This is a genomic window from Pseudomonas sp. FG29, assembly GCF_057809355.1.
Genome location: NZ_JBMDJU010000006.1, coordinates 138,183 through 163,120 on the forward strand (window position 1 = coordinate 138,183; position 24,938 = coordinate 163,120).

21 protein-coding genes are annotated in these 24,938 nt (G+C 65.4%); 10 read left to right on the plus strand and 11 right to left on the minus strand.

Translation table 11 applies throughout. From position 1 onward, the window contains the following. Positions 1-106: 106 nt before the first annotated feature. From ACODS1_RS09450 to ACODS1_RS09485, 8 genes are all read right to left on the minus strand, one after another. A complete protein-coding gene (locus ACODS1_RS09450; RefSeq protein ID WP_489085439.1) occupies positions 107-781 on the minus strand; it encodes a sarcosine oxidase subunit gamma in 675 nt (224 codons plus the stop codon). A 1-nt stretch (position 782) separates the two neighbouring features. Continuing rightward, positions 783-3,680, minus strand: a complete 2,898-nt coding sequence (locus tag ACODS1_RS09455) for a 2Fe-2S iron-sulfur cluster-binding protein (protein ID WP_489085440.1) — start codon at positions 3,678-3,680, stop codon at positions 783-785. Next, positions 3,677-3,985 (minus strand): sarcosine oxidase subunit delta, encoded by a 309-nt coding sequence (locus ACODS1_RS09460; protein WP_074938280.1) that lies wholly within the window; start codon positions 3,983-3,985, stop codon positions 3,677-3,679. Before ACODS1_RS09460 ends, ACODS1_RS09455 begins: the two co-directional genes overlap by 4 nt. A 10-nt stretch (positions 3,986-3,995) precedes the next feature. Further along, positions 3,996-5,234, minus strand: coding sequence for an FAD-dependent oxidoreductase (locus tag ACODS1_RS09465; RefSeq protein WP_489085441.1), 1,239 nt, complete (start codon positions 5,232-5,234; stop codon positions 3,996-3,998). 5 nt (positions 5,235-5,239) lie between these two features. Beyond that, positions 5,240-6,115 (minus strand): bifunctional methylenetetrahydrofolate dehydrogenase/methenyltetrahydrofolate cyclohydrolase FolD, encoded by an 876-nt coding sequence (folD, locus tag ACODS1_RS09470; protein WP_489085442.1) that lies wholly within the window; start codon positions 6,113-6,115, stop codon positions 5,240-5,242. Then, positions 6,112-6,978, minus strand: coding sequence for a formyltetrahydrofolate deformylase (gene purU / locus ACODS1_RS09475; RefSeq protein WP_322981366.1), 867 nt, complete (start codon positions 6,976-6,978; stop codon positions 6,112-6,114). The genes folD and purU overlap by 4 nt, the downstream gene beginning before the upstream one ends. 298 nt (positions 6,979-7,276) lie before the next feature. Beyond that, positions 7,277-8,656: an ATP-binding protein gene (locus ACODS1_RS09480; protein WP_489085443.1), complete on the minus strand. Its 1,380-nt coding sequence runs from the start codon at positions 8,654-8,656 to the stop codon at positions 7,277-7,279. Next, positions 8,653-9,375 carry a response regulator gene (locus ACODS1_RS09485; protein WP_489085444.1) on the minus strand — a complete coding sequence of 241 codons (723 nt, stop codon included), beginning with the start codon at positions 9,373-9,375 and terminating at the stop codon, positions 8,653-8,655. Before ACODS1_RS09485 ends, ACODS1_RS09480 begins: the two co-directional genes overlap by 4 nt. Before the next feature lie 179 nt (positions 9,376-9,554). Here ACODS1_RS09485 and ACODS1_RS09490 point away from each other — a divergent pair, with 179 nt between their 5' ends. Genes ACODS1_RS09490 through ACODS1_RS09500 form a run of 3 tightly spaced genes read left to right on the plus strand, consistent with a single transcriptional unit; the run spans position 9,555 to position 12,510 of the window. Then, positions 9,555-10,676 carry an ABC transporter substrate-binding protein gene (locus ACODS1_RS09490; RefSeq protein WP_489085445.1) on the plus strand — a complete coding sequence of 374 codons (1,122 nt, stop codon included), beginning with the start codon at positions 9,555-9,557 and terminating at the stop codon, positions 10,674-10,676. Further along, on the plus strand, positions 10,673-11,746 hold the full coding sequence (locus tag ACODS1_RS09495) for a FecCD family ABC transporter permease (protein ID WP_489085446.1): 1,074 nt from the start codon (positions 10,673-10,675) through the stop codon (positions 11,744-11,746). The genes ACODS1_RS09490 and ACODS1_RS09495 overlap by 4 nt, the downstream gene beginning before the upstream one ends. After that, complete coding sequence (locus ACODS1_RS09500; RefSeq protein ID WP_489085447.1) at positions 11,743-12,510, plus strand: ABC transporter ATP-binding protein; 768 nt, start codon at positions 11,743-11,745, stop codon at positions 12,508-12,510. The genes ACODS1_RS09495 and ACODS1_RS09500 overlap by 4 nt, the downstream gene beginning before the upstream one ends. Here ACODS1_RS09500 and ACODS1_RS09505 read toward each other — a convergent pair whose 3' ends face one another. Beyond that, complete coding sequence (locus ACODS1_RS09505; RefSeq protein ID WP_489085448.1) at positions 12,511-12,948, minus strand: winged helix-turn-helix transcriptional regulator; 438 nt, start codon at positions 12,946-12,948, stop codon at positions 12,511-12,513. Positions 12,949-13,029: 81 nt separating this feature from the next. Here ACODS1_RS09505 and ACODS1_RS09510 point away from each other — a divergent pair, with 81 nt between their 5' ends. Next, on the plus strand, positions 13,030-13,917 hold the full coding sequence (locus tag ACODS1_RS09510) for an SDR family oxidoreductase (RefSeq protein ID WP_489085449.1): 888 nt from the start codon (positions 13,030-13,032) through the stop codon (positions 13,915-13,917). Here the strand turns inward: ACODS1_RS09510 and ACODS1_RS09515 are convergent. After that, positions 13,902-15,194, minus strand: coding sequence for an NAD(P)/FAD-dependent oxidoreductase (locus ACODS1_RS09515; protein WP_489085450.1), 1,293 nt, complete (start codon positions 15,192-15,194; stop codon positions 13,902-13,904). The two genes, ACODS1_RS09510 and ACODS1_RS09515, sit on opposite strands and share 16 nt — an antisense overlap. A 127-nt stretch (positions 15,195-15,321) precedes the next feature. Between ACODS1_RS09515 and ACODS1_RS09520 the strand changes: the two genes are divergently transcribed. Further along, positions 15,322-16,071 (plus strand): IclR family transcriptional regulator, encoded by a 750-nt coding sequence (locus ACODS1_RS09520; RefSeq protein ID WP_489085451.1) that lies wholly within the window; start codon positions 15,322-15,324, stop codon positions 16,069-16,071. A gap of 225 nt (positions 16,072-16,296) precedes the next feature. Further along, positions 16,297-18,855 (plus strand): sensor domain-containing protein, encoded by a 2,559-nt coding sequence (locus tag ACODS1_RS09525; RefSeq protein ID WP_489085452.1) that lies wholly within the window; start codon positions 16,297-16,299, stop codon positions 18,853-18,855. A 13-nt stretch (positions 18,856-18,868) separates the two neighbouring features. Here ACODS1_RS09525 and ACODS1_RS09530 read toward each other — a convergent pair whose 3' ends face one another. Beyond that, a complete protein-coding gene (locus ACODS1_RS09530) occupies positions 18,869-19,492 on the minus strand; it encodes a TetR/AcrR family transcriptional regulator (RefSeq protein WP_489085453.1) in 624 nt (207 codons plus the stop codon). 118 nt (positions 19,493-19,610) lie between these two features. Here ACODS1_RS09530 and ACODS1_RS09535 point away from each other — a divergent pair, with 118 nt between their 5' ends. Genes ACODS1_RS09535 through ACODS1_RS09550 form a run of 4 tightly spaced genes read left to right on the plus strand, consistent with a single transcriptional unit; the run spans position 19,611 to position 24,890 of the window. Further along, complete coding sequence (locus ACODS1_RS09535; protein WP_489085454.1) at positions 19,611-20,447, plus strand: enoyl-CoA hydratase-related protein; 837 nt, start codon at positions 19,611-19,613, stop codon at positions 20,445-20,447. A gap of 46 nt (positions 20,448-20,493) precedes the next feature. Next, positions 20,494-22,014, plus strand: a complete 1,521-nt coding sequence (locus tag ACODS1_RS09540) for a phytoene desaturase family protein (RefSeq protein ID WP_489085455.1) — start codon at positions 20,494-20,496, stop codon at positions 22,012-22,014. Beyond that, positions 22,007-23,170, plus strand: a complete 1,164-nt coding sequence (locus ACODS1_RS09545; RefSeq protein WP_489085456.1) for an FAD-binding oxidoreductase — start codon at positions 22,007-22,009, stop codon at positions 23,168-23,170. Before ACODS1_RS09540 ends, ACODS1_RS09545 begins: the two co-directional genes overlap by 8 nt. A gap of 49 nt (positions 23,171-23,219) precedes the next feature. Continuing rightward, entirely contained in the window at positions 23,220-24,890 is a 1,671-nt protein-coding gene (locus tag ACODS1_RS09550; RefSeq protein WP_489085457.1) for an AMP-binding protein, read from the plus strand. Positions 24,891-24,938 lie beyond the last annotated feature (48 nt).

Here is a 24,938-nt window from a genome sequence, read left to right on the forward strand (position 1 = left end):
AAACAGCCTCAAAATGCTCATTTACAGCGCGTAAACTGCGCTTTTTCGGCTGTTTTTGCCTTGTCTTGCCTGCCTCGCTTACGTTTTTCAACGGCCTGCTAAGGGCTCAGGGCAGGGCGTCGATCCCGACCGGCTGTCCACCGAACTCCTGCATGGCATCGAGCAGCGCGCCCCAGAAGTAATGCACCGAGGCGCGGTCGCAGAGGAGGTGCAGGCACGGCACTTCGCCCAACGGCAGGTTGGCGACTATGACGTTGACCCGCGCCGCCGAGGTCTGCGCCACCTGGCCGACGGCGAAGGCCTGCGGGCTGAGGTCGACGCCGCAGAGCTTGGCCATCACCTCGGCCCCGCAAGTGCCGCTGAGCACCAGCCAGGCGTGGCTGTCCTGGCGCGGCAGCAGGTATTGGCCGGCGCTGGGCTGCCACTGGCTTTCCTCGCGCTGCGCTTTGCTGCCGGCATCGTGCAGGCTGCCGAGCAGCAGGTACTCGGTCTGCGACAGGCGCAGTACGTGACTGCCATCGGCCTGGCTCAGCGCCTGGTTGGGCGCCTGCGGTAGCTGGTAGCCCAGTGCGCCCAGGTAGTCGGCAGCCGCCGGGCCGCGCAGGCCGTAGCGGGCGAGGTTGGTCAGGTCGATGAGCGCGCAGTGGCCCAGCAGGGTGCTTTCCTCGCCCTGGCCGTAGGTGGTGACGATGCAGCTCTCGCCGAACGGGGCGAGGGTGGCGCCGGCCTGCAGGCGGTAGAGCGGGCTGCGCGCTGCGAATTGATTGGCTTGGAGGGTCATCTCACAGCTCCTGGCGTTGGCTTTCAGGGTCATAGAAGGGCAGTTGCACCACCGTGGCCTGCACCATCTCGCCGCCTTCGACGCGGATCGGCAGGCGCTGGCCCGGCGTGGCCTGGTCGGGCGCGCAGTAGGCCAGGCCGATGATCTGGCCGAGGGTCTGCGAGTACTCGCAGGAGGTGACGTTGCCGCTGATGTCCGGCCCCTTGAGCACCAGATGGCCTTCCAGCGGCTGGCTGCTGCCCTTGGGCAAGGTGAAGCCGACCAGCTTGCGGATCGGCGGCTGCACTTCGAGGATTTCCACCGAGCGCTTGCCGACGAAGAACGGCTTGCTGCGTGCGATGGCCCAGCTCATGTCGATCTCGGCCGGGCTGGTCATGCCGTCGGTGTCCTGGCTGATGATCACATGGCCCTTTTCCAGACGCAGCAGGCGCTGCGTCTCGACGCCGAAGGGGCGAATGTCGAACTCCCGACCGGCTTCCATCAGCGCATCCCACAGGGCTTCGCCGTAGCGCGCCGGGACGTGGATCTCGTAGCCCAGTTCACCGACGAAACCGACCCGCAGCAGGCGGGCGGGAATGCCGGCCACCGTGCCCAGGCGTACCGCCAGGTAGGGGAAGCCCTCGGCGGACAGGTCGACATCGCTGCACAGTTTGGCCAGCACCTTGCGCGAGTCCGGCCCGGCCAGGTTGACCGCGGCCAGCGCAGCGGTGACGTTGGTGATGTCGACGTTCAGGCGCCACTGCGCGTTCCACTTGAGCATCTGCTGGTAGACGCGGTCGACGCCGCTGGTGGTGGCGCTGACGTAGAAATGCTCGTCGGCAAAGCGCGCGCATACACCGTCGTCGATCACCACGCCGTGCTCGTTGGTCATCAGCGCATAGCGCGAACGGCCCACCGGCTGCTTGGCGAAGGCGAAGGTGTAGAGGCGGTTGAGCAGCTCGGCGGCGTCCGGGCCGCGCACGTCGAGGCCGCCCAGTGTGGACACGTCGATCAGGCCGACCTTCTCACGCACCTGGCGCGCCTCGGCCTGCATGCAGGCTTCACGTTCTTCCGGCTTGCCGTAGTAGGCCGGGCGCTGCCAGATACCGGCGGGCATCATCTTCGCCCCCAGCTCCAGGTGGCGTTGGTGCATGGCGGTTTGCCGATACGGGTCGAAGCCACGTCCAGCGACCTGCGCCAGGGTTTCCGGGCTGAACGGCGGGCGCGCGGTGGTCACCCCGGTTTCGCTGACGCTGCGGCCGGTGGCCTGGGCCACCAGGCGCGCGGTGGGCAGTGCCGAGTGGCGGCCCTGCGAGGGGCCCATGCCGACGGTGGAGAAGCGTTTGACCAGTTGCACGTCGCGGTAGCCGTGGCGGGTGGCGTTGACGATGTCACGCACTTGCAGGTCTTCGTCGAAGTCGACGAAATCCTTGCCCTTGGGATGGGGGAAGATCGGCCAGGGGAAGTTGACCCGCGGCTCGCTTGGCAGCTCGCGAGGGCTCGCACCCGCCTCCAGACCGAGGGCGGCAAGTGCGCGCAGGGCGCCGTTGGCGGCATCGATGAGCAGCGCGTCGAGGGCGTTGCGGCCATTGACCGAGCCGACCACCTGCAGCCCGCTCGGCAGGCCGGACAGGCTGAAGCAGGCACTGGCGTCGTCGTAGGCCAGCTTGCCGCCGGCCTGGCACAGCAATTGGTAGACCGGCATGTAGCCGGCAGACATGCACAGCAGGTCGCAGTCGATGCGCAGGGCGCTCGCGGCAACCTCGCCCTGGCCGCTGATGCGGCGCACGTCCACGGCGTTCAGGTGCTTGTCGCCCAGCGCTTCGTAGACCGTGCTGCCGGCATGGCAGGCAACGCCACGGGCTTGTAGGGCTGTGGCCACATTGGCGTCATCGGCGCGTTCGCGCATGTCCACCAGGGCGGCGACCTCGACACCGGCATCGAGCAGGTCGAGAGCAGCCAGGTAGCCGTCGTCGTTGCCGGTCAGTACCACGGCGCGCTGGCCCGGCTTGACCGCGTAGAGCTTGATCAGACGCTGCGCGGCGCTGGTCAGCAGCACGCCGGGCAGGTCGTTGTTGCGAAACACCACCGGCTGGTCGAAGGCTCCCGCCGCGACGATGCACTGGCGGGCGCGCACCTTGTACAGGCGATTGCCCTGGATCACCGGCAGGTAGTGGTCGGTGAACCAGGCGTTGCAGGTGGCTTCCTTGAGGATGCGGATATTGGCGTGGCCTTCGACGGCGGCCAACAGCTCGGCGCGCAGCTCGGCGGCACGCTTGCCTTCGACGTCGAAACGCGCCCAGGCCAGCGCGCCGCCGAGGTAGTTCTGCTGTTCGATCAGCAGCACCTTGGCCCCGGCGTTGGCAGCGGTCAGCGCCGCGCACAGGCCGGCTGGGCCTGCGCCGATCACCGCCAGGTCGGTGAACAGAAAGGCCTTGTCGTGGTACTGCGGCTGCAGCTTGAGGTTGAGCACGCCGAGGCCGGCTTTCTTGCGGATCAGCGGTTCCCAGACCTTCCACATGCCCTTGGGCTTGTAGAAGGAGCGGTAGTAGAAACCCACCGGCATGAACTTGGAGAAGTGCCCGAGCAGGGCGTCGCGATCCTTGTCCAGGCTGCCGTTGTAGTTCTGCGCGCTGACTTGCAGGCCGCCAGACAGCGGCTGCATATCGGCCAGCACGTTGGGCTCGTCCGGCAGTTGCACCAGGGTGTTGGCGTCCTGCCCGGCCATCGACAGCGGGCCGCGCGGGCGGTGGTACTTGAACGAGCGCGACAGCAGCCAGCGCTGGTTGGCCAGCAGGGCGCTGGCGATGCTGTCGCCGGCCAGGCCCTGGTAAGTGGTGCCCTCGAAGTCGAAGCTGACGGGGCGGTTGCGGTCGATCAGCAAGCCCAGCGGGGCCGGCAGGCGGGTAGCGGCGCTCATGCGCTCACCTCCTGGGGTTTGGCAGGCGCGGCGAAGTCGACGCGGCGGTCGAACAGCTCCTTCGGGTCGAAGGTGCGCAGAATTTCATCGCTTACGGTGTGGCGTTCGGCCAGGAACCAGTAGCTGGAGGCGTTGTGCATCCACCATTCGGTGACGACGCCGGCGATGTTTTCGCTGTTGAACACGTAGTCGGCCCATTCGGCGTCTGAGCAAGTGTTCGGATCGGGCATGCGCTTGAGTTCGCCGCCGTAGGTGAATTCGTTGATGTTGCGAGGCCCGTTGAGCGGGCAGGGCATGATCTTCATGGTGCGAACCTCAGTGACTGGCAGCCGTGGCGCCCATCTCGTTGACCTGGCGGAAGGTCGAGAAGCGCTCGAGGGCGAAGGGTTTGATCAGCGCCGGGGTCTTGCCGGTGGCGACCAGCTCGGCCATGGTCCAGCCACAGATCGGCGTGGCCTTGAAGCCCCAGGTGCCCCAGCCGGCGTCGAGGTAGTAGTTGTCCAGCGGCGAGTGCCCCATGATCGGGCTGTAGTCCGGGGTCATGTCGGTGCTGCCGGCCCACTGGCGCATCAGCTTGGCGCCGGCCATGAAGGGGAACATCTCGATGGCGTGGGCCAGCAGGCTTTCCTTCAGGTCGAGGGTCGAGCGCGTGTTGTACAGCGGGTAAGGGTCGGAGCCGCCGCCGAAGACGATCTCGCCACGGCTGGTCTGCTGCACGTAGCAGTGCAGCGCCGAGGAACTCACCAGCGGGTCGAGGAAGGGCTTGAACGGCTGGGTGACCATGGCCTGCAGTGGGTAGGTGTGGATCGGCGCCTTGATGTTCAGCTTGTTCATCAGCAACGAGCTGGCGCCGGCCACCGCTTGCACCACGCAGCCGCAGCGCACGTCACCGCGGTTGGTGCGCACGGTGGTGACGCGACCGTTCTCGACGATGAAATCCTGCACCTCGGTGAGCTGGTGGATTTCCACGCCACGCTTGGCCGCCTGTTTGGCGTAGCCCCAGGCCACGGCGTCGTGGCGCGCGGTTGCGCCGTCGATGTGCCAGAGCCCGGCGAGCACCGGGATATGGCCGGGGTCGAGGTTGAGGCAGGGCACCAGTTCACGGATCTGCTGGCGGTCGATCATCTCGGTGCGGCCACCGAAGTGCTTGTTCACCTCGGCGCGCTGGCGGAAGGCGCGCACGGTGGCGTCGGTATGCGCCAGGGTGAGCTGGCCACGCTCGGAATACATGATGTTGAAGTCGAACTCGTTGGACAGCTCCTTGAACATCCGCACCGACTCGGCATAAAAGCGCACGCCTTCGCTGGTGAGGTAGTTGGAGCGGATCACCGCCGTGTTGCGCGCGGTGTTGCCACCGCCGAGGTAGGACTTCTCCAGCACCGCGACGTTGGTCACGCCGTGGTACTTGGCCAGGTAATAGGCGGTGGCCAGGCCATGGCCGCCACCACCGATGATGACCACGTCATACGCCGGTTTGAGTTCCTTCGGCGCAGGCAGGTCGACCTCCACGGGGTATTCCGAGGACAGGCCGTACTTGAGCAGGGCAAGGGGCATTGCGGTTACTCCTGGGCCGTCAGGCCATGTTGCTGGCGGGCGGCGGTGACAGTGTTCTGCATCAGCAGGGCGATGGTCATCGGGCCGACGCCGCCGGGCACCGGGGTGATGGCCGAGGCCACCTCCCGCACCGCGTCGAAGTCGACGTCGCCGACCAGGCGCGAGCGGCCGTCCTCGTCGATGCGGTTGATGCCGACGTCGATCACCACCGCGCCGGGTTTGATCCAGTCGGCGCCGATCATCCGTGGGCGACCGACGGCGGCGACGACGATGTCGGCCTGGCCGCACAGCTTCTCCGGCTTGACGCTGCGCGAATGCAGTACCGTGACGCTGCAGTTGGCGGCCAGCAGCAGCGCCGCCATCGGCTTGCCGACGATGTTCGAGCGGCCGACCACCACGGCGTGTTTGCCGGACAGGTCGCCGAGGGTGTCGCGCAGCAGGCGCATGCAGCCGGCCGGGGTGCAGGGCGTGAGCACCGGGCGGCCCTGGCTGAGACCGCCGACGTTCTCGCTGTGGAAGCCGTCGACGTCCTTGGCCGGGTCGATGGCCTGCAGCACGCGGGTTTCATCGATATGCGCCGGCAGCGGCAGTTGCACCAGGATGCCGTTGACCGATGCGTCTGCATTGAGCGCGGCCACCACTTCCAGCACCGCTTCGGCGCTGGCGTCGGCACTCAGGCGGTATTCCAGCGAGCGGATGCCCACTTCGCCCGCGCGCAGCACCTTGTTGCGCACGTAAACGTGGCTGGCCGGGTCATTGCCGACCAGTACCACGGCCAGCGCCGGCTCGATGCTCTGGGCCTTTAGCGTGGCCACGTCAGCGGCAACTTCGGCGAGCACGCGCGCGGCGGTGGCCTTGCCATCGATCAGTCGCGCGCTCATCGGAAGATCACCGTTTTGTCGTGGTTGAGGAATACGCGGTGTTCGAGGTGGTACTTGACCGCCTTGGACAGGGCCACCGTTTCGGTGTCGCGACCCACCGCCACCAGGGCGTCTGGGGTGTAGTTGTGATCCACGCGCTGCACTTCCTGCTCGATGATCGGGCCTTCGTCGAGATCCGAGGTGACGTAGTGCGCGGTGGCGCCGATCAGCTTCACGCCGCGCTCATAGGCCTGGTGATAGGGCTTGGCGCCCTTGAAGCCGGGCAGGAACGAGTGGTGGATGTTGATGGCGCGGCCGGAGAGCTGCTTGCACAGATCGTCGGAGAGGATCTGCATGTAGCGCGCCAGCACCACCAGATCGGTCTTGGTCTCGTCGACGATCTTCAGCAGCTCGGCTTCCTGCTGGGCCTTGGTGTCCTTGGTCACCGGCAGGTAGATGAAGCGGATGCCCTCGCGCTCGGCCATCGGCCGCAGGTCGAGGTGGTTGGAGACGATGGCGGTGATCTTCATCTGCAGCTCGCCTTTCTGGTGGCGATAGAGCAGGTCGGCCAGGCAGTGGTCGTACTTGCTGACCATCAGCAGCACGCGCATCGGCTCGGTGGTGTCGTGCAGCTCCCAGCTCATCGTGAAGCGCTCGGCGACCTCGGCGAAGCCGTCCTCGATCTGCTGGAGGCTGCCGGGGAAACCTTCGTTGAAGCGGAATACTGCGCGCATGAAAAAGGAACCACTGACCTCGTCGTCGAACTGCGCCATTTCGCTGATGTAGCAACCATGGTCGGCGAGGAAGGACGTTACGGCGGCGACGATGCCGGATGTGGCCGGGCAACTGATCTTGATCACGTATGGGTGCTTGGCGTGCTGCATGGCGAATCCTCTGCTGGGGTCGGCGGCAGGAAAATCTTCAGGGATAAAAGTAATGTTCGTCTGTGAATAAAAATTACTGTGACGAATCTATTTTTCGTGATGGTGATTTTTATAAGTGAATGACTATGCGCTGTCCATGCCTGTAAGGAATTTTTTTATCTTGAAGGGAAAATAAAGACGAGCGGCAGTCGCGCCTATGACAGAGGTCGCTAAGGGATGGAAAAAAGAGCTGCCTGGGGGATGGCGTTGGTCGCCATTCGAGAGGATGTAGCGGGTGCGCCTTGCGCGCCCGCAGGGCTCAACGCTGGCGGGGCAGGTCGAGCATCGCCAGCAGCCCGCCGCCTGCGCGCGCTTGCAGGGTAAGGCTGCCGCCATGGGCGCTGGCGATCTGCCGGGCGATGCTCAGGCCGAGGCCATAGCCAGCGGCATTTTCACTGCGCGCTTCGTCCTCTCGGTAGAAGGGCTCCATGACGCGCTCCAGCAGTGCGTCGTCGATGCCCGGTCCACGGTCGGCAATGCCGATGCGCAGACGCTCGGCACTGTCTTCGAGCTGGACTTCGATGAGGCCTCCGGCATGCCGCACGGCATTTTCCAGCAGGTTCTGCAGGCAGCGGTGCAGGCCGCTGGCGTGGGCTACCAGAGGTCGAGCCTTGCCGTGGATTTCGACCTGTGCCCCTAGATCGTGAAAGTCCGCCTGCAGGCCTTGTAGCAGGGCGTCGATATCCACCGGCTCGCGAGCGTCTTCCAGTTCGCCGCTGCGCAGGAAGTCCAGGCTGGCCGAAACCATCTCTTCCATACGCTGCAGGTCGTCGCGAAAGCGCTGGCGGGTGGCTTCGTCGGCGAGCAGCTCGGCACGCAGGCGCAGGCGGGTGATCGGCGTGCGCAGGTCATGCGAGACGGCCGCGAAGAAGCGCGTGCGCTCGGCGATGCTGTCGATCAGGCGGCGCTGCATGACGTTGAACGCCTGTGCGGCCTGGCGTACCTCGCGCGGGCCTTCGACCGCTAACGGCGGGCGATGGATGTCCTGGCCAAGCGCTTCGGCCGCGCCAGTCATGCGTTGTAGTGGGCGCATGACCAGGCGCACGGCGAGCAGGGCGATCAGCACCACCACGATGATGCGCAGCAGGTAGATGCGCGTCAGGTAGTCGAGCAGCAACGACAGCGGCGGGGTGTTCGTCCAGCCCTGTTCCTCGGTGACCTGCAGGTAGAGCTGCGGGCCGCTGGGCAGTTGCAGCTCCACCAGGAAGCGGCCGCTGGCCGGGCCCGTGCCGAACAGCACTGGCAGGCTGGCCGGGTAGCCGTCCTGATCGAGCACCTCAAGGCTCAGCAGGCGCAGTTGCGGAGCGGCGCCGGTACGTTGCTCAACCACTTCGCGCAGCAGCGTTTCGCGATCGCGATCGGCCTTGTCCAGTGGTGCCGGGCTCGGCGGGCGTTCGAGCAGGCGAAAGTCATCGGCCTGCAGCGCACGAATCAGCGCCATGGCCTGCTGCGGATCGTGCCGGTCGAGCAGGATCAGATCGGCCAGGCGTGTCGCCAGCAGGCGTGTGGGAATCTCCAGCACCTGACCATGGCGCACTTCGTACCAGATGCTGCTGGTGAGAACCTGCGCGGCGAGCAGACCGGTCACCAGAATCAGCACCAGCCGACCGGAAAGCGAGTCGGGCCAGAAGCGCTTCACCCTTGCTCCACCTCTTCGACGGTCAGTGCATAGCCCTCGTTGCGCACGGTGCGGATCAGCTTCGGTGAGCGTGGGTTCTCTTCCAGATGCTGGCGTAGGCGGCTGATGCACACATCAATGCTGCGGTCGAAGGGCGCACGTTCCTTGTCGAAGGCATGGCCGAGCAGGAAGTCGCGGCTCAGTGGGCGGTTGGGGTGTTGCAGCAGCAGGCGCAGCACGCGGTAGTCGGAGTTGCCGAGGCTGATCACCAGGCCGGCGGACGAGCGTAACTGCCGCGTGGCGGTGTCCAGGCGCCAGCCGGCGAAGCGCAGGGTGGCAGCCTCATCGAGACGCGCGCGATCCGGGAAGCTCTGCGTGCGGCGCAGCACCACCTTGATCCGCGCCAGCAGTTCACGTGGGTCGAAAGGCTTGGGCAGATAGTCGTCGGCGCCCATCTCCAGGCCGACGATGCGGTCGACCAGGGTGCCGCGTGCGGTGAGCATGATCACCGGGATGTTGCTGCGCACGCGCAGCTCGCGGCACAGGCTCAGGCCGTCTTCGCCGGGCAACATCAGGTCGAGCACCACCAGGTCGATCAGCTGCTCCTCCAGGCGCTTGCGCATTTCCACGCCCTGGCTGGCCACGCTGGTCTGGTAGCCGGCATCGCTGAGGTAGGTGGAAAGCAACTGACGAATCTCGGGATCGTCATCGACGATGAGGATGTGATCCGGTCGGGACATGGGCAGTACCTGCAAAGGCTGAGCGCGGAACATACACCGACGCCCAGGGGCAAATGTAATGGATTGTGTTGCGAGCGCCGATTTCACACTGGCGATACATCTTGGGCGGCGGGCCGGGGAGGGCGGATCGCTAGAATGCCGCGGATACAAATGCGACTGATTGTATTTAAGGAATCTCGATGTCCCAAGTCTCTCCCGTGCTCCTGCGCCGCTTGGCGGCGTTGCCGTTGCTGTTGTGTGCCTGGTTGTCCCTGGCAGGTTCCGCTCATGCCGTGGAAGTCACCGACGTGCTCGGCCGCAAGGTCGAAGTGCCGGCCGAACCCAAGCGCGTGGTGCTGGGCGAAGGGCGCTTGTTCTTCGCCCTGGCACTGCTCGACCGCGAGGCGCCGTTCCAGCGCGTGGTCGGTTGGCAGAACGATATGCGCCTGCTCGATCCGCACACTTATGAGGTCTACGCGCAGAAATATCCGGCCATCGCCAAGATTCCGCTGATCGGCCAGGCCTCGGAGCAGAGCGTCAGCGCCGAACAGATCCTCGCCCTCAAGCCGGATTTGGCAGTGTTCAGCATTGCCGGTGAAGGCCCGACCCAGCACAGCCCGGTTGCCGACCTGCTGGCCGCGGCGGGTGTGCCGGTGCTGTTCATCGATTTTCGCGTGCATCCGATCGAGAACACCCGCGTCAGCCTGGAGGCGCTGGGCAAAGTGTTGGGACGTGAGCGTGAGGCGCAGGAGTACCTGAGCTTCTATGACCGCCACCTGGCGCGCATCACCGATGCCGTGGCAGATCTGCCGGATGCGCAGCGGCCCAAGGTGTTCCTCGAACTGCTGGCAGGCGTCTGGCAGGCGCCGGGTCATACCACCGGCAAGAGCGGCCTGGGCGGTGTGGTCGAAGCAGTCGGTGGGCGCAATATCGCCGCTGGCGTGGTGCCGGGCGCTATTGGTGACGTCAGCGTCGAATACGTGCTGAGCGCTGACCCGGACGTGTACATCGCCACCGGCAACCGCAATCCCGGCGTGCTGCTCGGCGCCGGTGTGGACGAGAAGACCGCCCGCGACAGCCTTGCGAAGATCGCCGCGCGCCCCGAATTCGCGCCGCTACGACCGATCCGCGATGGCCAGGCCCATGGCCTGTGGCATGACTTCTACAACTCGCCGTTCAACATCCTGGCCATCGAGAGTATGGCGCGCTGGATTCATCCCGAGCGTTTCGCCGACCTTGACCCGCAAGCGACTCAGACCGAGATCAACCGCTTCCTTGCCGTTGGCCTGGATGGCCACTACTGGATCGATGCCACACCGTGAGTGCCTATCTGCAAAGTGCCGGCGCGCCCGCGCTGGAGGCGGCTGCGCTGAGCTATCGGCGCCTGCTGTGGCGGCGTACCCTGCTGGTGGCGTTGCTCGCCGGCCTGCTGCTGCTCAGCGTGCTGGCCGACCTGGCTAGCGGTGCTTCGGGTATGGGCCTGGGCCAGTTGCTGGCCGGCGTTTTCGATCCGGGTGCGCTCAGCCCCACCGAACGGGTGATCATCTGGAACGTGCGCCTACCCTATGCGCTGATGGCGGTGCTGGTCGGCGCCGCCTTGTCGCTGGCCGGCGCCGAGATGCAGGCGATCCTCGACAACCCGCTGGCCAGTCCCTTCACCCTTGGCGTGTCCTCGGCTGCGGCGCTTGGCGCCTCGCTGGCCATTGCCTATCCGCTGGCCATCGACTGGCTGGCGCCGAGCGGCCAGGTGACGGTGGCGGCGTTCGTCTTCGCCTGCCTGTCGGTGCTGCTGTTGCAGGCCATGTCGCGCTTGCGTGGAGCTGGCGTGGAGAGCCTGGTGCTGTTCGGTATCGCTCTGGTGTTCAGTTGCAATGCGCTGGTGTCGCTGTTGCAACTGCTGGCCACCGAGGACGTGCTGCAGCAACTGGTGTTCTGGACGCTGGGCAGCCTGGCGCGGGCCAACTGGGAGAAGCTCGGCATTCTCGCGGCGGTGCTCGCCATGCTGTTGCCGTTCTCCTTGCGCGCCGCACCGGGCATGACCCTGTTGCGCATGGGCGAGGATCGCGCACGCAGCTTTGGTGTCGATGTGCGCCGCCTGCGCTATGCCTCGCTGCTGCGCATCAGCCTGCTGGCGGCCACGGCGGTGGCCTTCGTCGGTACCATCGGCTTCGTTGGCCTGGTCGGCCCGCACATGGCGCGCCTGCTGGTCGGTGAGGATCAACGCTTTCTGCTGCCGGCCAGCGCACTGGTCGGCGCCTTGCTGCTGTCGCTGTCGTCCATCGCCAGCAAGCTGATCCTGCCGGGCGTGATCGTGCCAGTGGGCATCGTTACTGCGCTGGTCGGTGTGCCGGTGTTCGTCGCGCTGGTGTTCCGCCGGGGGAGGCGCCTATGACCCTCAGGGCGGAAAACATCTCGGTGGCCTATGGGCGCCGCCAGGTTCTTCACGAGTTGTCGCTGCCCGAGCTGCAACCGGGCGGCCTGGTGGCGCTGGTCGGCCCCAACGGTGCCGGCAAATCCACCTTGCTGCGGGCGCTGGCCGGACTGGAGCGCATGCAAGGCAGCCTGACTCTCGGCGACCAGGATCTGACGCGCATCAGCAGTGGCGAGCGTGCCCGCACCCTGGCCTACATGCCGCAGCAGTTGCCGCCGGGCATCGCCCTCGGCGTGCTGGAAAGCGTGTTGGCGGCGCTGCGGGTGAGCGAGGAGGGCGAGGTACTGGCGCGTGCGTTCGATGCCCTGGCGCGAATCGGCATCGAGAACCTGGCCGAGCATTCGCTCGACGGCCTGTCCGGCGGGCAGCGGCAACTGGTCTCGCTGGCGCAACTGATCGCACGGCGACCGCAAGTGCTGCTGCTCGACGAGCCGACCAGCGCGCTCGATCTGCATTACCAACTGCGGGTGATGGATTGCGTGCGCGACCTGGTGCGCGAGCACCAATTGCTGACGGTAGCGGTGCTGCATGACATCAACCTGGCGGCCAGTTGTGCCGATCAACTGGTGGTGATGCGCGCCGGGCGCATCCACGCCAGCGGCACGCCCGATGAGGTGCTCACGCCGCAACTGCTCGCCGAGGTCTACGGTGTTGAGGCGCGTGTCGAGCGCTGCTCGCGCGGGCGTTTGCAGGTGCTGGTGGATCGGGCGATACGCCGGGCCTGATCAGGCGCTTTGCGGCTGTGCCGAGTCGTAGTGCTCGCGGGCTGCGCTGATGCTGGTATGGCTGCGTTCGGCCCAGTTGACCAGGTTGGCCAGCGGCACCAGCAGTGATTCTCCCAGTGCGGTCAGGCTGTATTCGACGCTGGGCGGCTTGGTTGGGTGGACGGTTCGGTCGATCAGGCCATCGCGTTCCAGTTCGCGCAGGGTCTGCGTCAGCATGCGCTTGGAGATGTCCGGCACCGCACGGCGAACATCGCTGAAACGCATCGAGTGCTGGGCAAGCGCGATGAGGATCAGCGTCGTCCACTTGTCGCCCAGATGGTCGAGCACGTCACGCACCGGGCAAAGGCCATCGCCGAAGGTCATGGCGCTCCAGGCCTGGAAACGTTCGGCCAGCTCAAGGCGCGCCTGGCTGGGGTTATCGCTGGGTAACCTGGTCACGAAAAACTGCCTCCTTCCGCATTTGCTCTGATGGTCTCACAATCGATCCAGGTCTCAATTCTAGTCCATGAGGTGAGTGCGATGACAATCTCCGAAACCATTCTGATCACCGGTGCTGCCGGACAACTGGGGCGTTTGGTGATCGCTGCCCTGCAGCGCCGGGCGCCGACGGCCAAACTCGTCGGCCTGGTGCGTGATGCCGCCAAGGCGCGTGATTTGGCTGAGCATGGTGTCGAACTGCGAGTGGCCGACTACACCGATCCCCAGGCACTGGCCAGTGCGCTGGTGGGTGTCGACAAGCTGCTGCTGATCTCTTCCAGCGAGGTCGGTCAGCGTACGGCTCAGCATCGCAACGTGATCGACGCCGCCGTAGCTGCTGGCGTCAAGCTGATCGGCTACACCAGCCTGCTGCACGCCGACAGCAGCCCGATGGCGCTGGCGGTCGAGCACCGTGAAAGCGAGGCGCTGATCCGCGCTTCGGGCTTGCCGTTCGTACTGCTGCGCAATGGCTGGTATAGCGAGAACTACGCCATGGGCGTGGCGGCAGCGCTGGAGCATGGCGTGGTGCTGGGCGCTGCGGCGGATGGCGCACTGTCGCTGGCCGCACGCCGTGATTACGCTGAAGCGGCTGCCGTGGTCATGTCTGATGCTGTCGCGCAGCATGCCGGCAAGGTTTACGAATTGGCCGGTGACCAGGCCTATACCCTGGCCGATTTTGCCGCTGAGATCGCTCGCCAATCCGCTAAGCCGGTGCGCTATCAGGATCTGTCCGAAGCTGACTACAAGGCTGCACTGATCGGTGTCGGTTTGCCCGAAGGCTTCGCCGCATTGCTGGCCGAAAGTGACGCCAAGGCAGCCAAGGGCTCGTTGTTCGAGTCGGGCCAGACGCTAAGTCAGCTCATCGGTCGCCCGACCACGCCTTTGAGCGAAACCGTTGCGGTTGCCCTTGCCGCTCAGAGCCTGTCGTAGGCGAAGGGACGGGGATCGACCAGCGGCGTGCTGCCGTCGATCAGGTCGGCGAGCAGGTGGCCGGCGCCGGGCGCGATGCCGAAGCCATGGCCAGAATAGCCGGTGGAGAGAAACAGCCCCGGCAGTTGCTCGACCGGGCCGAGCACCGGAATGGCGTCCGGGGTGACGTCCATCACCCCGGCCCAGCTCTGTTCGATGCGCATCTGGCGGAAGAAGGGGAAGGCGGCGGTCAGGGCTGTGCGCGCTTCGGCCAGAATCGCTGCAGAGGGCTGCGGGTCGAGCACCCGGCAGCGCTCGAAGGGGCTGGCGCTGTCCATATCCCAACGTCTTGGCTGGCGCAGTTCTTCGAGAAAGCGCCCGTCCAGGCGCAGGCGCACTTCGCGAAACTGCTGGCTCAGCGCGGGTAGAAAATCGCTCAGGTAGCGGAAGCTGTCCGGTGTGATCGGCGCCAGGTTGCCGTTGCGCTGGGCAATCGTATAGCCGCCGTCGGCGCGCTTGCGAAAGGCATAGCGGCTGGCGCCCACGGTCAGCTCCGGGCCGCCGGCCATCGGTGCGGTGCGCAGTACCGAGGCCACCACCTTGAGTTGTGGCAGGCGCAGGCCAAGGTTGGCGCAGAACAGCGTCGACCAGGCGCCGCCGGCCAGCACCACGTTGCTGCAGCGCAGCCGGCCACGTTCGCTGTACAGGCCGGTGACCTTGCCTGCCGCGATATCCAGGCCGCGCACCGCACAGCCGGTGACGATGCGCGCGCCCAGGCGTTGTGCCGCGCGGGCGATCACGGCACTGGCGCGGTGCGGCTCGGCGCGGCCATCACTGGGCGTGTGCAGCGCGCCGCTCCAGCCGGCGGCGGCGCCCTCGGGCATCACCCGCAGCAGCTCTTTGCCTTCCAGCAGCCGCGCGTGCACGCCATGGGTGCTGGCGGCCTGCAACCAATCGGCCTGCTGTTGCAACTGGCGTGGGTTTTCGCAGGCGTAGAGCACGCCGCTGCGGCGAAAACCCAGACCCTCACCGAGGTACGTCTGCCAGGTGTCCCACAGGTGCAGGCTGGCCATGGCCAGGGGGATTTCGGCCAGGTCGCGGCCCATGCTGCGGCACCAGCCCCAGTTGCGCGAGGATTGCTCGGCGCCGACCAGGCCCTTTTCCAGTAGCGTCACGGCGATGCCTCGGCGGGCCAGCCAATAAGCCGTGCTGACGCCGATGATGCCGCCGCCGATGATGGCGACCTCGGTGCTCTCGGGCAGCTTGTCACTGGATACCTGCTCGATCTGCGGATACATACATGCGCTCCAGAATAGGGTGCACCACGCGCACCGAAGGAAGGAGCCACGAGCATGCCCTGGGCGATGGGGCGTGCAATTTGCATCGCACTGGCCAGCCTTCCTTTATCAGCATGTGAGAAAAGCCATGAATGGCACCCAGAGTCTGGAGCGGGCATTTCTGCTGTTGCGCCTCATCGCTGCGACCGGTCAGCAGGGGGCCAGCCTGGATGAACTGCGTGCTGCGCTTGGCTGTTCGCAGGCCACCGCCTATCGCCTGCTGCAGTACCTGCGTCGCCAGGGCTTCGTGCGTGGCGCTACGCAGCGCGGGCGCTACGTGCTGGGTTATGAACTCTTCGCTCTTGGTGCTCAGGCCGGCAATGCCAGCGCCCTGCGTGAACGGGCGCGGCCGGTGCTGCTGCGCCTGGCGCAACGCTTTGGCGATACCTTCTTTTTACTGGTGGCGGACGGTCATCAGGTGCTGTGCCTGGACATGCTGGCTGGGCAACTGCCGGTGCAGAGTTACAGCGGCGCCGTGGGTGGGCGCATCCCCATGGGGGTTGGCCAGGCTTCGCAGGTGCTGCTGGCCTGGCTCGGGCGCGGCCAGCGCAACGAGATCCTCGCGCATAACGCCGCCACACTGCGCCTGGACTACGGCCTGGAGGTGCAGCACATCGCCGCCAGCCTGCCCAGCGTCAAGCGCCTGGGGTACGCCAGCGGCCTGGTGGACAAGCGCCTGCCGGGCTACACCGGCCTGGCAGTGCCGATTCTCGATGGCGATGGTCGGCCACTGGGGGCTCTCAGTTGCGCGCTGGCGCGGCCACGCATGACCGATGCCCGGCGCCAGGCATTGGCGCAAGTGATGAAAGAGGCGGCGCGGGATTTAAGCCAACCTTAACGTGCAGCCTGTTAGGTTGCCGCGGCACTTCGCCACCACGCGACCCTGACGCGATGATCTAGGCTTAATCGGTGAGTATTGCGCCAAGAAGACGGGCGCCGATCCGACTCGCTGCACAGGCGTGGGCAAGCCGCATAGCCTGCAGTGTTGCGAGTGACCGGTTGCTCTGCATGGCCCTGGGTTTATGTCACCGTACCGTTTGTATACCCGTGGAGTTCGTTCATTTTGAAGACACTGCTTGATGCGCAATGGGCTGCATTGGAACGGGTCATGGCCATCGCCGAATTTGCCCTCGACGGCCAGCTAATGCGTGCCAACGATAACTATCTGGCCCTGTTCGGTTATCGCGCGGAGCAAGTGACGGGGCAGCACCACGCATTCTTTTGCCGTGCCGATGACGCCGCGCCTGCGGCTCACGAGCGTTTCTGGCGGCCCTTGTGTGCGGGCGAGGCCTACAGCGGGCAGGTCGAGCGTCTGCGCGAGGGGGGGCGCAGTTGCTGGCTGCAGACCACCTACATGCCGATCATGGATAACGCCGGCCAGGTGCGGCAGATCATGCAGATCGCCATCGATATCACCACGCGGCTGCTGCACGAGCAGGAGCAGCAACAGCATCTCAGGCGCTTGTCCCTGGTGGCCGATGCCAGCGATTCGGCGGTGATGATCAGCGATGCCAATCCGTACATCGTCTATGTCAATGCCGGGTTCTGTCGGATGTTCGGCTGGACGCCCGATGAAGTGCTCGGGCGTCGCCCCGTTAGCCTACTGGCTCCTGAAAAGGACGCTGCGTATGCGCAGCAGTATCGCGATACGCTGGCAGCCGGCCTGCCGGTAGAGCGTGAGGAGATTGTCGAGGGCCGGGACGGGCAGCGTTATTGGGTCAATATCATCAGCAACCCGATCATGGACGATATCGGGCAGTGGCAAATGACGGTGACCATTCTCACCAATATCACCCAGGCCAAGATGCACGAGGTGTTGCAGCACAGCGTCATGGAGGCCATGGCCCGTGAGCGACCGCTGACCGAGGTGCTGGAGCTGATCTGCGAAGAGGTCGAGCGCATCGCGCCCGAGGTGGTCGCCTCGATTCTCGAGGTGGACGAGAATGGCCTGCTGCACCCTCTGGCGGCGCCAAGCCTGGCGCTGGAGTACCAGCAGAAACTCGATGGCGTGGCGATCGGGCCGGCCGTCGGCTCATGCGGGACGGCCGCCTGGCGCAAGGAACCCGTTTGGGTCGATGACATCGCCAGCGATCCACTCTGGGCCGATTACCGTGATCTGGTTCTGCCACTGGGCCTACGCGGATGCTGGTCGGCGCCAGTGCTCAATGCGCAGGATAGGGTCGTTGGCACCTTCGCCTTCTACTTCCGGCGCACACCGCAGGATTGCTCGATGCAGTTCTACCGGCGCCTGGTCGAGGCTTGCCAGCATCTGTGCGGACTGGCGCTGGAGCGCGAACAGACCCGTCGGCGCATACGCCAGTTGGCGTTCTACGACGCCCTCACCGGCCTGCCCAACCGCAGCCTGCTGCAGGCCCGTGCGGATCAGGCCATTGCCACCGTCACCCGCGAGGGTGGGAACCTGGCGGTGTTGTTCATCGACCTCGACCGCTTCAAGCACGTCAATGACTCGCTCGGGCATTCGGCCGGCGACGATCTGCTGCGTCAGGTCGCTGCCCGTATCCAGGGCGTCCTGCGCGAATCGGACATCGCCGGGCGGCAGTCAGGTGATGAGTTCGTCGTGGTCTTGCCCGGTTGCGATGCCAATGACGCGACGGCGGTGGCCGAGCGTCTACTGCAATTGCTGGCGGAGCCGTTCAGCCTGATCGGAACCAGCCTGCAGATTTCCGGCAGCATCGGTATCGCCATGTATCCCAATGACGGCCGAGACATGGAGACGCTGATGAGCCGCGCGGACATGGCCATGTACCAGGCCAAGAGCAGCGGGCGAGGGCATTTCCATTTCTACAGCAGCGAAATCAACCGGCTGGCCCAGGAGCGCCTGCAGATGGAAAGTGCCTTGCGCCAGGCGATCAAGCAGGGTGGCTTGCGCCTGCATTACCAACCCCAGATCGATATGGCCAGTGGCGAACTCTATGGCGTCGAAGCGCTGGCGCGCTGGACGCACCCGGAGTTGGGTGAAATTCCGCCCGTGCGCTTCATTGCCTTGGCCGAGGATTGCGGCCTGATCGTCGAACTGGGGCATTGGGCCGTGCAGGAGGCTTGCCGACAATTGGCCGAGTGGCGCGCTGCAGGCCTGCGTATACCCGCCATGTCGGTAAACCTGTCGCCGACCAGTTTCCACAACCTCGACCTGCCGAACCTGTTGGCTACGACCCTGCAGGCCAATGCCTTGCAGCCAGAGGATCTGACTCTGGAGCTGACCGAAAGCATGCTGGTGGACAACAACCCCAGCACCATGAAAGTCCTCGATGAGGTGCATCGGCAGGGCATCCGCCTGTCGATGGACGATTTTGGTACCGGCTACTCCAGCCTCAGTTATCTGCGGCGACTGCCCATATCGGAATTGAAGCTCGATCGCAGCTTCGTCTGCGACCTGGAGCATGACGAAGCGACTCGTGCCTTGAGTAACGCCATTCTGGGTATTGGCAAGAGCCTGCATCTGACGGTGGTGGCCGAAGGTGTGGAAAACGAGGCGCAGCACCAGCTACTGCGCGAGCAGGGTTATCCGGTGGGGCAAGGCTACCTGTTTTCCAGACCGCTTTCGGCGCAGGAGCTGCAGTGCTGGTTGAGTCAGGCCTGTGCTCGGCAGCCCGCAACCTGAACGGTGCGCCGCGCTAATCAGCGCCCGTGCCGCACGCCTTGAACAGGTGCTCGAAGCCTTGCAGGGTGGTGTCGACGAAACGGGCGTCGGTGGTCGAGGCGGGAAAGTGCAGCACGCCATGGATGACCAGCGACGCCAGGCCATGGGTGTACGACCAGGCCGCCAGCGCAGCGCGGCGGCCCTCAGCGCTCGCAGCGTCCTGGCCGAGGATGTCGGCCATGATGCGTTTCAGCTCGTCAAAGGCCTCGTCGCGGGCCTCGCGGTACTGCAGTGGCATGTCGTCGCTGGCCGACTCCGGGCCGAACATCAGCTGATAGAGCGCCGGGTTTTTGCGGGCAAAGCTGAAGTAGGCGAGGCAGGCATCGCGTAGTTTCTGCAGACCTGCGCTGTCCTGATCCTCCAGGCGCAGTGCCGTGCCCAGCTCGCGGAAACCCTGAGCTGCCAGGTGTCCGATCAGTTCTGCGCGGCTGGCGTAGTGGTGATAGGCAGCCGTCGAGCTGACGCCGACACGTTCGGACACCGCACGCAGTGACAGCTTGGTCGGCCCCACTTCCTCGAGCATTTCCCGCGCGGCGCTGAGCAGCCGAGGGGCAAGGTTGCCGACATGGTAGGTGTCGCGGGCGCGGTTCGTGCTCATGCGAGAGAAGCCTTGGTTGCATGGGATAGGGGCGCTCGAATCTTATCATTGAGCAGTATCTTGACGATGCTAAGATTAGATCTTAGCATCGCTAACATTACCTGCATGAGGCCTGCCCATGACTCACCACTACGAGTGCTTTGCCGTCAGCGTCGAGAACGGCGTTGCCCACCTGCAACTCAATCGCCCGGACAAGGCCAACAGCCTGACACGGGCCTTCTGGAGCGAGTTGCCGGAGGCCGTCAGCCGCCTGAATCATTCGGGCCAGGTACGAGCACTGGTGATTTCGGCGCAGGGCAAGGTGTTCTGTGGCGGCCTGGACATGCAGATGTTCTCCACCGCCAAGGAATTCCACGCGACCTCGCCGCAGGAGCGCGAGGTGCTGCAGGTCAACCTGGAGCGCATGCAGGAGGCGCTGAATGCGCTGGAGCGGGCGCGCTTCCCGGTGATCGCCGCCGTGCAGGGCGCGTGCATCGGTGGTGGCTTCGATCTGATCGCCGCCTGCGATCTGGTTTTCGCCTCGCAGGCGGCGAGCTTCCGTATCGAGGAAACCAACGTCGGCATGATGGCTGACCTGGGCGTGCTGCAACGTCTGCCGCGACTGATTCCAGCCGGTGTCGCTCGCTACCTGGCGCTGACCGGAGACACCCTGCAGGTCGACGAGGCTCACCGCCTGGGGCTGCTGGCCAAGGTTTTCGTCACGCCCGAGGAATTGCTGGCCGGTGCCTTTGCCGCCGCGCAAAAGATCGCCGGGCGCCCGCCGATCGCGATCAACGGCATCAAGCGCGCCATGCTCTACAGCCGTGACCACGGCGTCTACGAATCCCTGCAACACACCGTGCTGCTACAGAGTTCCATCCTCAGCGGCCAGGACATCCTGCGCTCGGTCGGTGCGCGCAAGAGCGGCACGCCAGCGGAGTTCGCCAATTTGATCGAGCTGCAGGACACCTTCTGAGACCTTTTTTAACCAAATCTTATCGCTGATAAGTTTGAGGTGAACGATGAAGCATTACGACGCCGTGGTGATCGGTGCCGGCAACGCCGGGCTGACCGCAGCCACTGCACTGCAGCGCGGCGGCAGTCGCACCCTGCTGGTGGAGAGGCACAACATTCCGGGCGGCTGCGCCACCTCGTTCGTGCGCGGCAACTTCGAGTTCGAGGTGGCGTTGCATCAGCTCAGCGGCCTGGGCACCGAGGACAAACCCTTCGTGATGCGCAAGTTCTTCGACAAGCTGGGGGTGATGGACAAGGTCGAGTTCATTCAGGAGCACGCGCTGTATCGTCTGGTCGTGCCGGGTGAGCTGGACGTCACGCTGCCGGCCAGTTGGTCGGGCATCCGCCGCCTGCTGCAGGAGATGTATCCGGCCGAAAGCGAGGCCATCGAGCGCTTCATGCTGGTCTGCGAGAAGGTCACCCTGGAAAGCTTCATGACCTTGCCGCAGGCCGCTCGCGCCAACAGCGAGGCGATGCTCAGGTCGATGTGCCCGTACTACGTGCAGTACGGCTTCCGCCCGGCACGCGAGGTGCTCGACGAGTTCTTCAGCGACGCCAAGTTGAAGAACATCCTCGCCACCTACTGGCTCTACCTCGGCGTGTCGCCGAACATGCTGCCGTTCGCCGACCTGGCCACCATGCTCTACGCCTATGCGGTATTCAAACCCTGGCACATCAAGGGTGGCTCGCAGGCCATGTCGAGCGCGCTGGTGGAGTCGTTCCTCGAAGCCGGTGGCGAGGTGCGCTTCAACAGTGGCGTGGAGAAGATTCACACCGAAGGCGGGCGAGTCAGTGGCGTCAGCCTGGAAGGCGGCGAGCGGGTCGCCTGCGACGCGGTGGTGTCCAACGCCAGCCCGCTGATCACCTTCAACGAGCTGCTCGACCTCGACCGCCCGCCGCTGAAGATCCAGCAGGACTTCAAGTCGCGGCGCATGGGCACCTCGGCCTTCGTCATCTACCTGGGCCTGGACTGCACGCCGCAGGAACTGGGCGTGACCACGGCGTCGAGCTTCATCTACGAGACCCTCGACGAGGAGGCGATCCATGCACGCATGGGCAGCCTGGAAGCGCCGCTCGGCGGCATGCTCACCTGCTACAACCTGGAAGACCCGAGCGCCGCACCGGCCGGCAAGAGCCAGGTGGTGCTGGTCTGCCTGCAATACGGTGACGTGTGGAAATCGGTGAAGCCTGAGGACTACGCGCAGACCAAGTACGCCTTCGCCGAGAAGCTCATCGCGCTGATCGAGCAGGTCTACCCCAAGGTGCGCCAGTACATCGAAGAGGTGGAGGTGGCCACGCCGCTGACCATGATGCGCTACCTCAACACGCCCGGTGGGGCGATCTACGGCTTCCAGCAGAGCGCGCAGGATTCGGCGCTGCTGCGCGAGCGCCTGGACGCCGTGCCGGGCCTATACATGGCCGGCTCCTGGACGTCCATGGGCGGCTTCCAGCCGACCTACATGGCCGGCGAATCCACCGCCCGCGCCGTACTCAAGCAAATCAAGGTGAAGGAGGTGGCCAATGTCTGAGCACAATGCATTGAACCTGATCGCCGGTTACAGCGAGGCGTTCGCCGCCAAGCTGGCGCTGGAGCAAAGCGGCAGCGACTTCCAGGAAGTGCGCGGCGAGGTGGCCGGCAGCGTGGTGCAACTGCACCCCAAGCGCCTGGCGCTGCAGGTCGCCGAGATCATCGAAGACACGCCAAGCACCAGAACCCTGCGCCTGGTGGCGGTCGACGGCCAGCCGCTGCCACCGTTCCAGGCCGGCCAGTACATCAACCTGTTCGTCGAGATCGATGGGGTGAGAACGGCGCGGCCCTACGCCATGTCTTCCTCGCCACTGCAACGCATGCACTACGACCTGACGATCAAACGCGCCCAGGGCGGTTTCGTCTCCAACTACCTGCTCGACCGGGTGAGCGTCGGTCAGCACCTGAGCAGCTCGGGGCCGATGGGCACCTTCCATCACAATCCGCTGTTCCATGGCGACGACCTGGTGTTCCTCGCCGGCGGTTCGGGGTCGGCGCCGGCGCGCAGCATCCTGCTCAATATCCTTGAGCACAAACTGCCGCAGCGTTTTCACATGATCTACGTGAACAGCCATGTCGACGACGTGATCTATGCCGATGAGCTGCGCGAGTTGGCTGCGCAGCACGAGAACTTCACCCTGAGCGAGGTCATCTCGCGGCCGCCTGCGGGCTACGCCGGGCGCAGTGGTCGCCTGAACCGCGCCATGCTGCAGGAGCTGCTGGGCGAGATCGGCGACAAGATGTTCTACATCTGCGGCCCGACGCCGTTCAACGACAGCTGCGTGGCGCTGCTCGGTGAGCTGGACGTCGCCCGCCGGCGCATCCGCGTCGAGGCCAACGGTGCACCCAAGACGCCACACCAACAGGCCGGCTGGCCGGCAGGCGTGAGCCTGGACGAGGAGGTGACCATCACCGTGCAGGGGCGTGGCAGCTTCCGCAGCACGGTCGGTGAGCCGCTGCTCAATGCCCTGGAACGCAACGGCTACTTCGTCGAGAACGCCTGCCGCTCCGGTGAATGCAGTCTGTGCCGGGTCAAGCTGACCTCCGGCGAGGTGTTCAACCCGCAGGAGGTGCACCTGCGCAAATCCGACCGTGATTTTGGCTGGATCTATTCCTGCGTGGCCTTCCCCATTGGCGATATCGAAGTGTTGCTCTGAGCAGGCACGCGACGCTCCAGCCCCAATAACAAGAACCAGGAGAATGACGATGACCGCTCAAGCCCGCCGCTGGGAACAGCACTACCCAACGCACCTGCATGATTACCGCATCGACGTCGAATCATTGGCCGGCAACCTGGCCGATAGCGCCGGCGAGAATGCCCGGCGCTTCGGCGCTGCACCGGCCTTCACCCAGGTGCTGCCCAACGGCTTGCAGGCCGAGCTTTCCTTTGCCGATGTCGAGCGCTTGTCGGATGCCTTCGCCGCCTATCTGAGCCGGGAGCAGGGCTTGCAGCCAGGGGATGTTGTCGCCCTGCAACTGCCCAACAGCCTGCACTATCCCGTCGCCGTGCTGGGGGCGTGGAAGGCCGGGTTGATCGTCACCAACGTCAACCCGCTGTACACCGAACGTGAACTCGATGCGCAACTGCTCGACAGCGGCGCCCGGCTGCTGGTGGCCTGCGATCTGTTCGTCAAACGCGCGCAGCAGGTGATCGAGCAGCGCGGCGTGTCGCTGCTGTTGACCAGCCTCGGCGATTTCTTTCCCGCGCCGGTGGGGCAGACGATCCAGCAGAGCCTGGAAGAACAGAGCGGCGACGACCTGACGCCGCAGATCGCCTTCCAGCGTTTCAGCGAGGCGCTGAGCATCGGCGCAGAACTGCCACTGTCGCGGCGCAATCACCCGGTCGCCCTGTACCAGTACACCGGCGGCACCACGGGGCGGAGCAAGGGCGCGGTGCTGACCCATGCCAATCTCAAGGCCGTGCTGCGCATGGCCGAGGATTACCTCAGCGCCTTCGGTGCGCAGATCGAGCCCGACGACATCATCCTCACCATCCCACCGCTCTACCACATCTTCGCCTTCAACTTTAACTTCCTGCTGTTCTTCGGCCGCGCTGGGCACAACCTGCTGGTGCCCAATCCGCGCCCGCTGGCCAACACCCGACCGGCATTCGAGAAATTCCCGGTGCGCTGGATGACCGGGGTGGACACCCTGTATGCCGGCCTGCTGGCCGAACCCTGGTTCCAGGCCAACCCGCCTGCGCTGAAGCTCGCGGTTTCCGGCGGCACTGCGTTGCGCCCGGTGACCGGCGAACGCTGGCGCGCGCTGGTCGGCCAGATTCTCGAAGGCTACGGCCTGACCGAGAGCTCCTGCTTCGTGGCCTTCAACCCGCCTGGCCCCAAGGAGCGGCCTGGCACCGTCGGCCTGCCGCTGCCCGGTCTCGAGGTGCGCATCGCCGATGCCGATGGACAGGCGCTGGCCAGCGGCACGCCGGGCGAACTGTTGGTGCGCGGGCCGAACATCATCGAGCACTACCTCAACCGCCCCGATGAAACCCGCGAGGCCTTCGTCGACGGCTGGTTCCGCACCGGCGACATCGCGGTGATGGACGAAGATGGCTACATCCGCATCGTCGACCGCAAGAAGGACATGGTGCTGGTCTCCGGTTTCAACGTGTACCCCAACGAGGTGGAGGCGGTGATCGCCGAGCATCCGGATGTGATGGAGGTGGCGGTGATCGGCGTGCCGGACGAGACCACCGGCGAGGCGGTATGCGCCTTCGTCGCGCTGCACCGGCCAGGGGTGGATGGCGAGGCGATCATCCGTCATTGTCGCGAGCGGCTGACTGCCTACAAGGTGCCCAAGCGCATCGAGTTCCGCGAGCAGTTGCCCAAGTCACCCATCGGCAAGATCCTCAGGGCGCAGTTGCGTACCTGACCCTTGCCAGCCGGCTACCCTACGTAGCCGGCTTTTCACCTGTTCAAG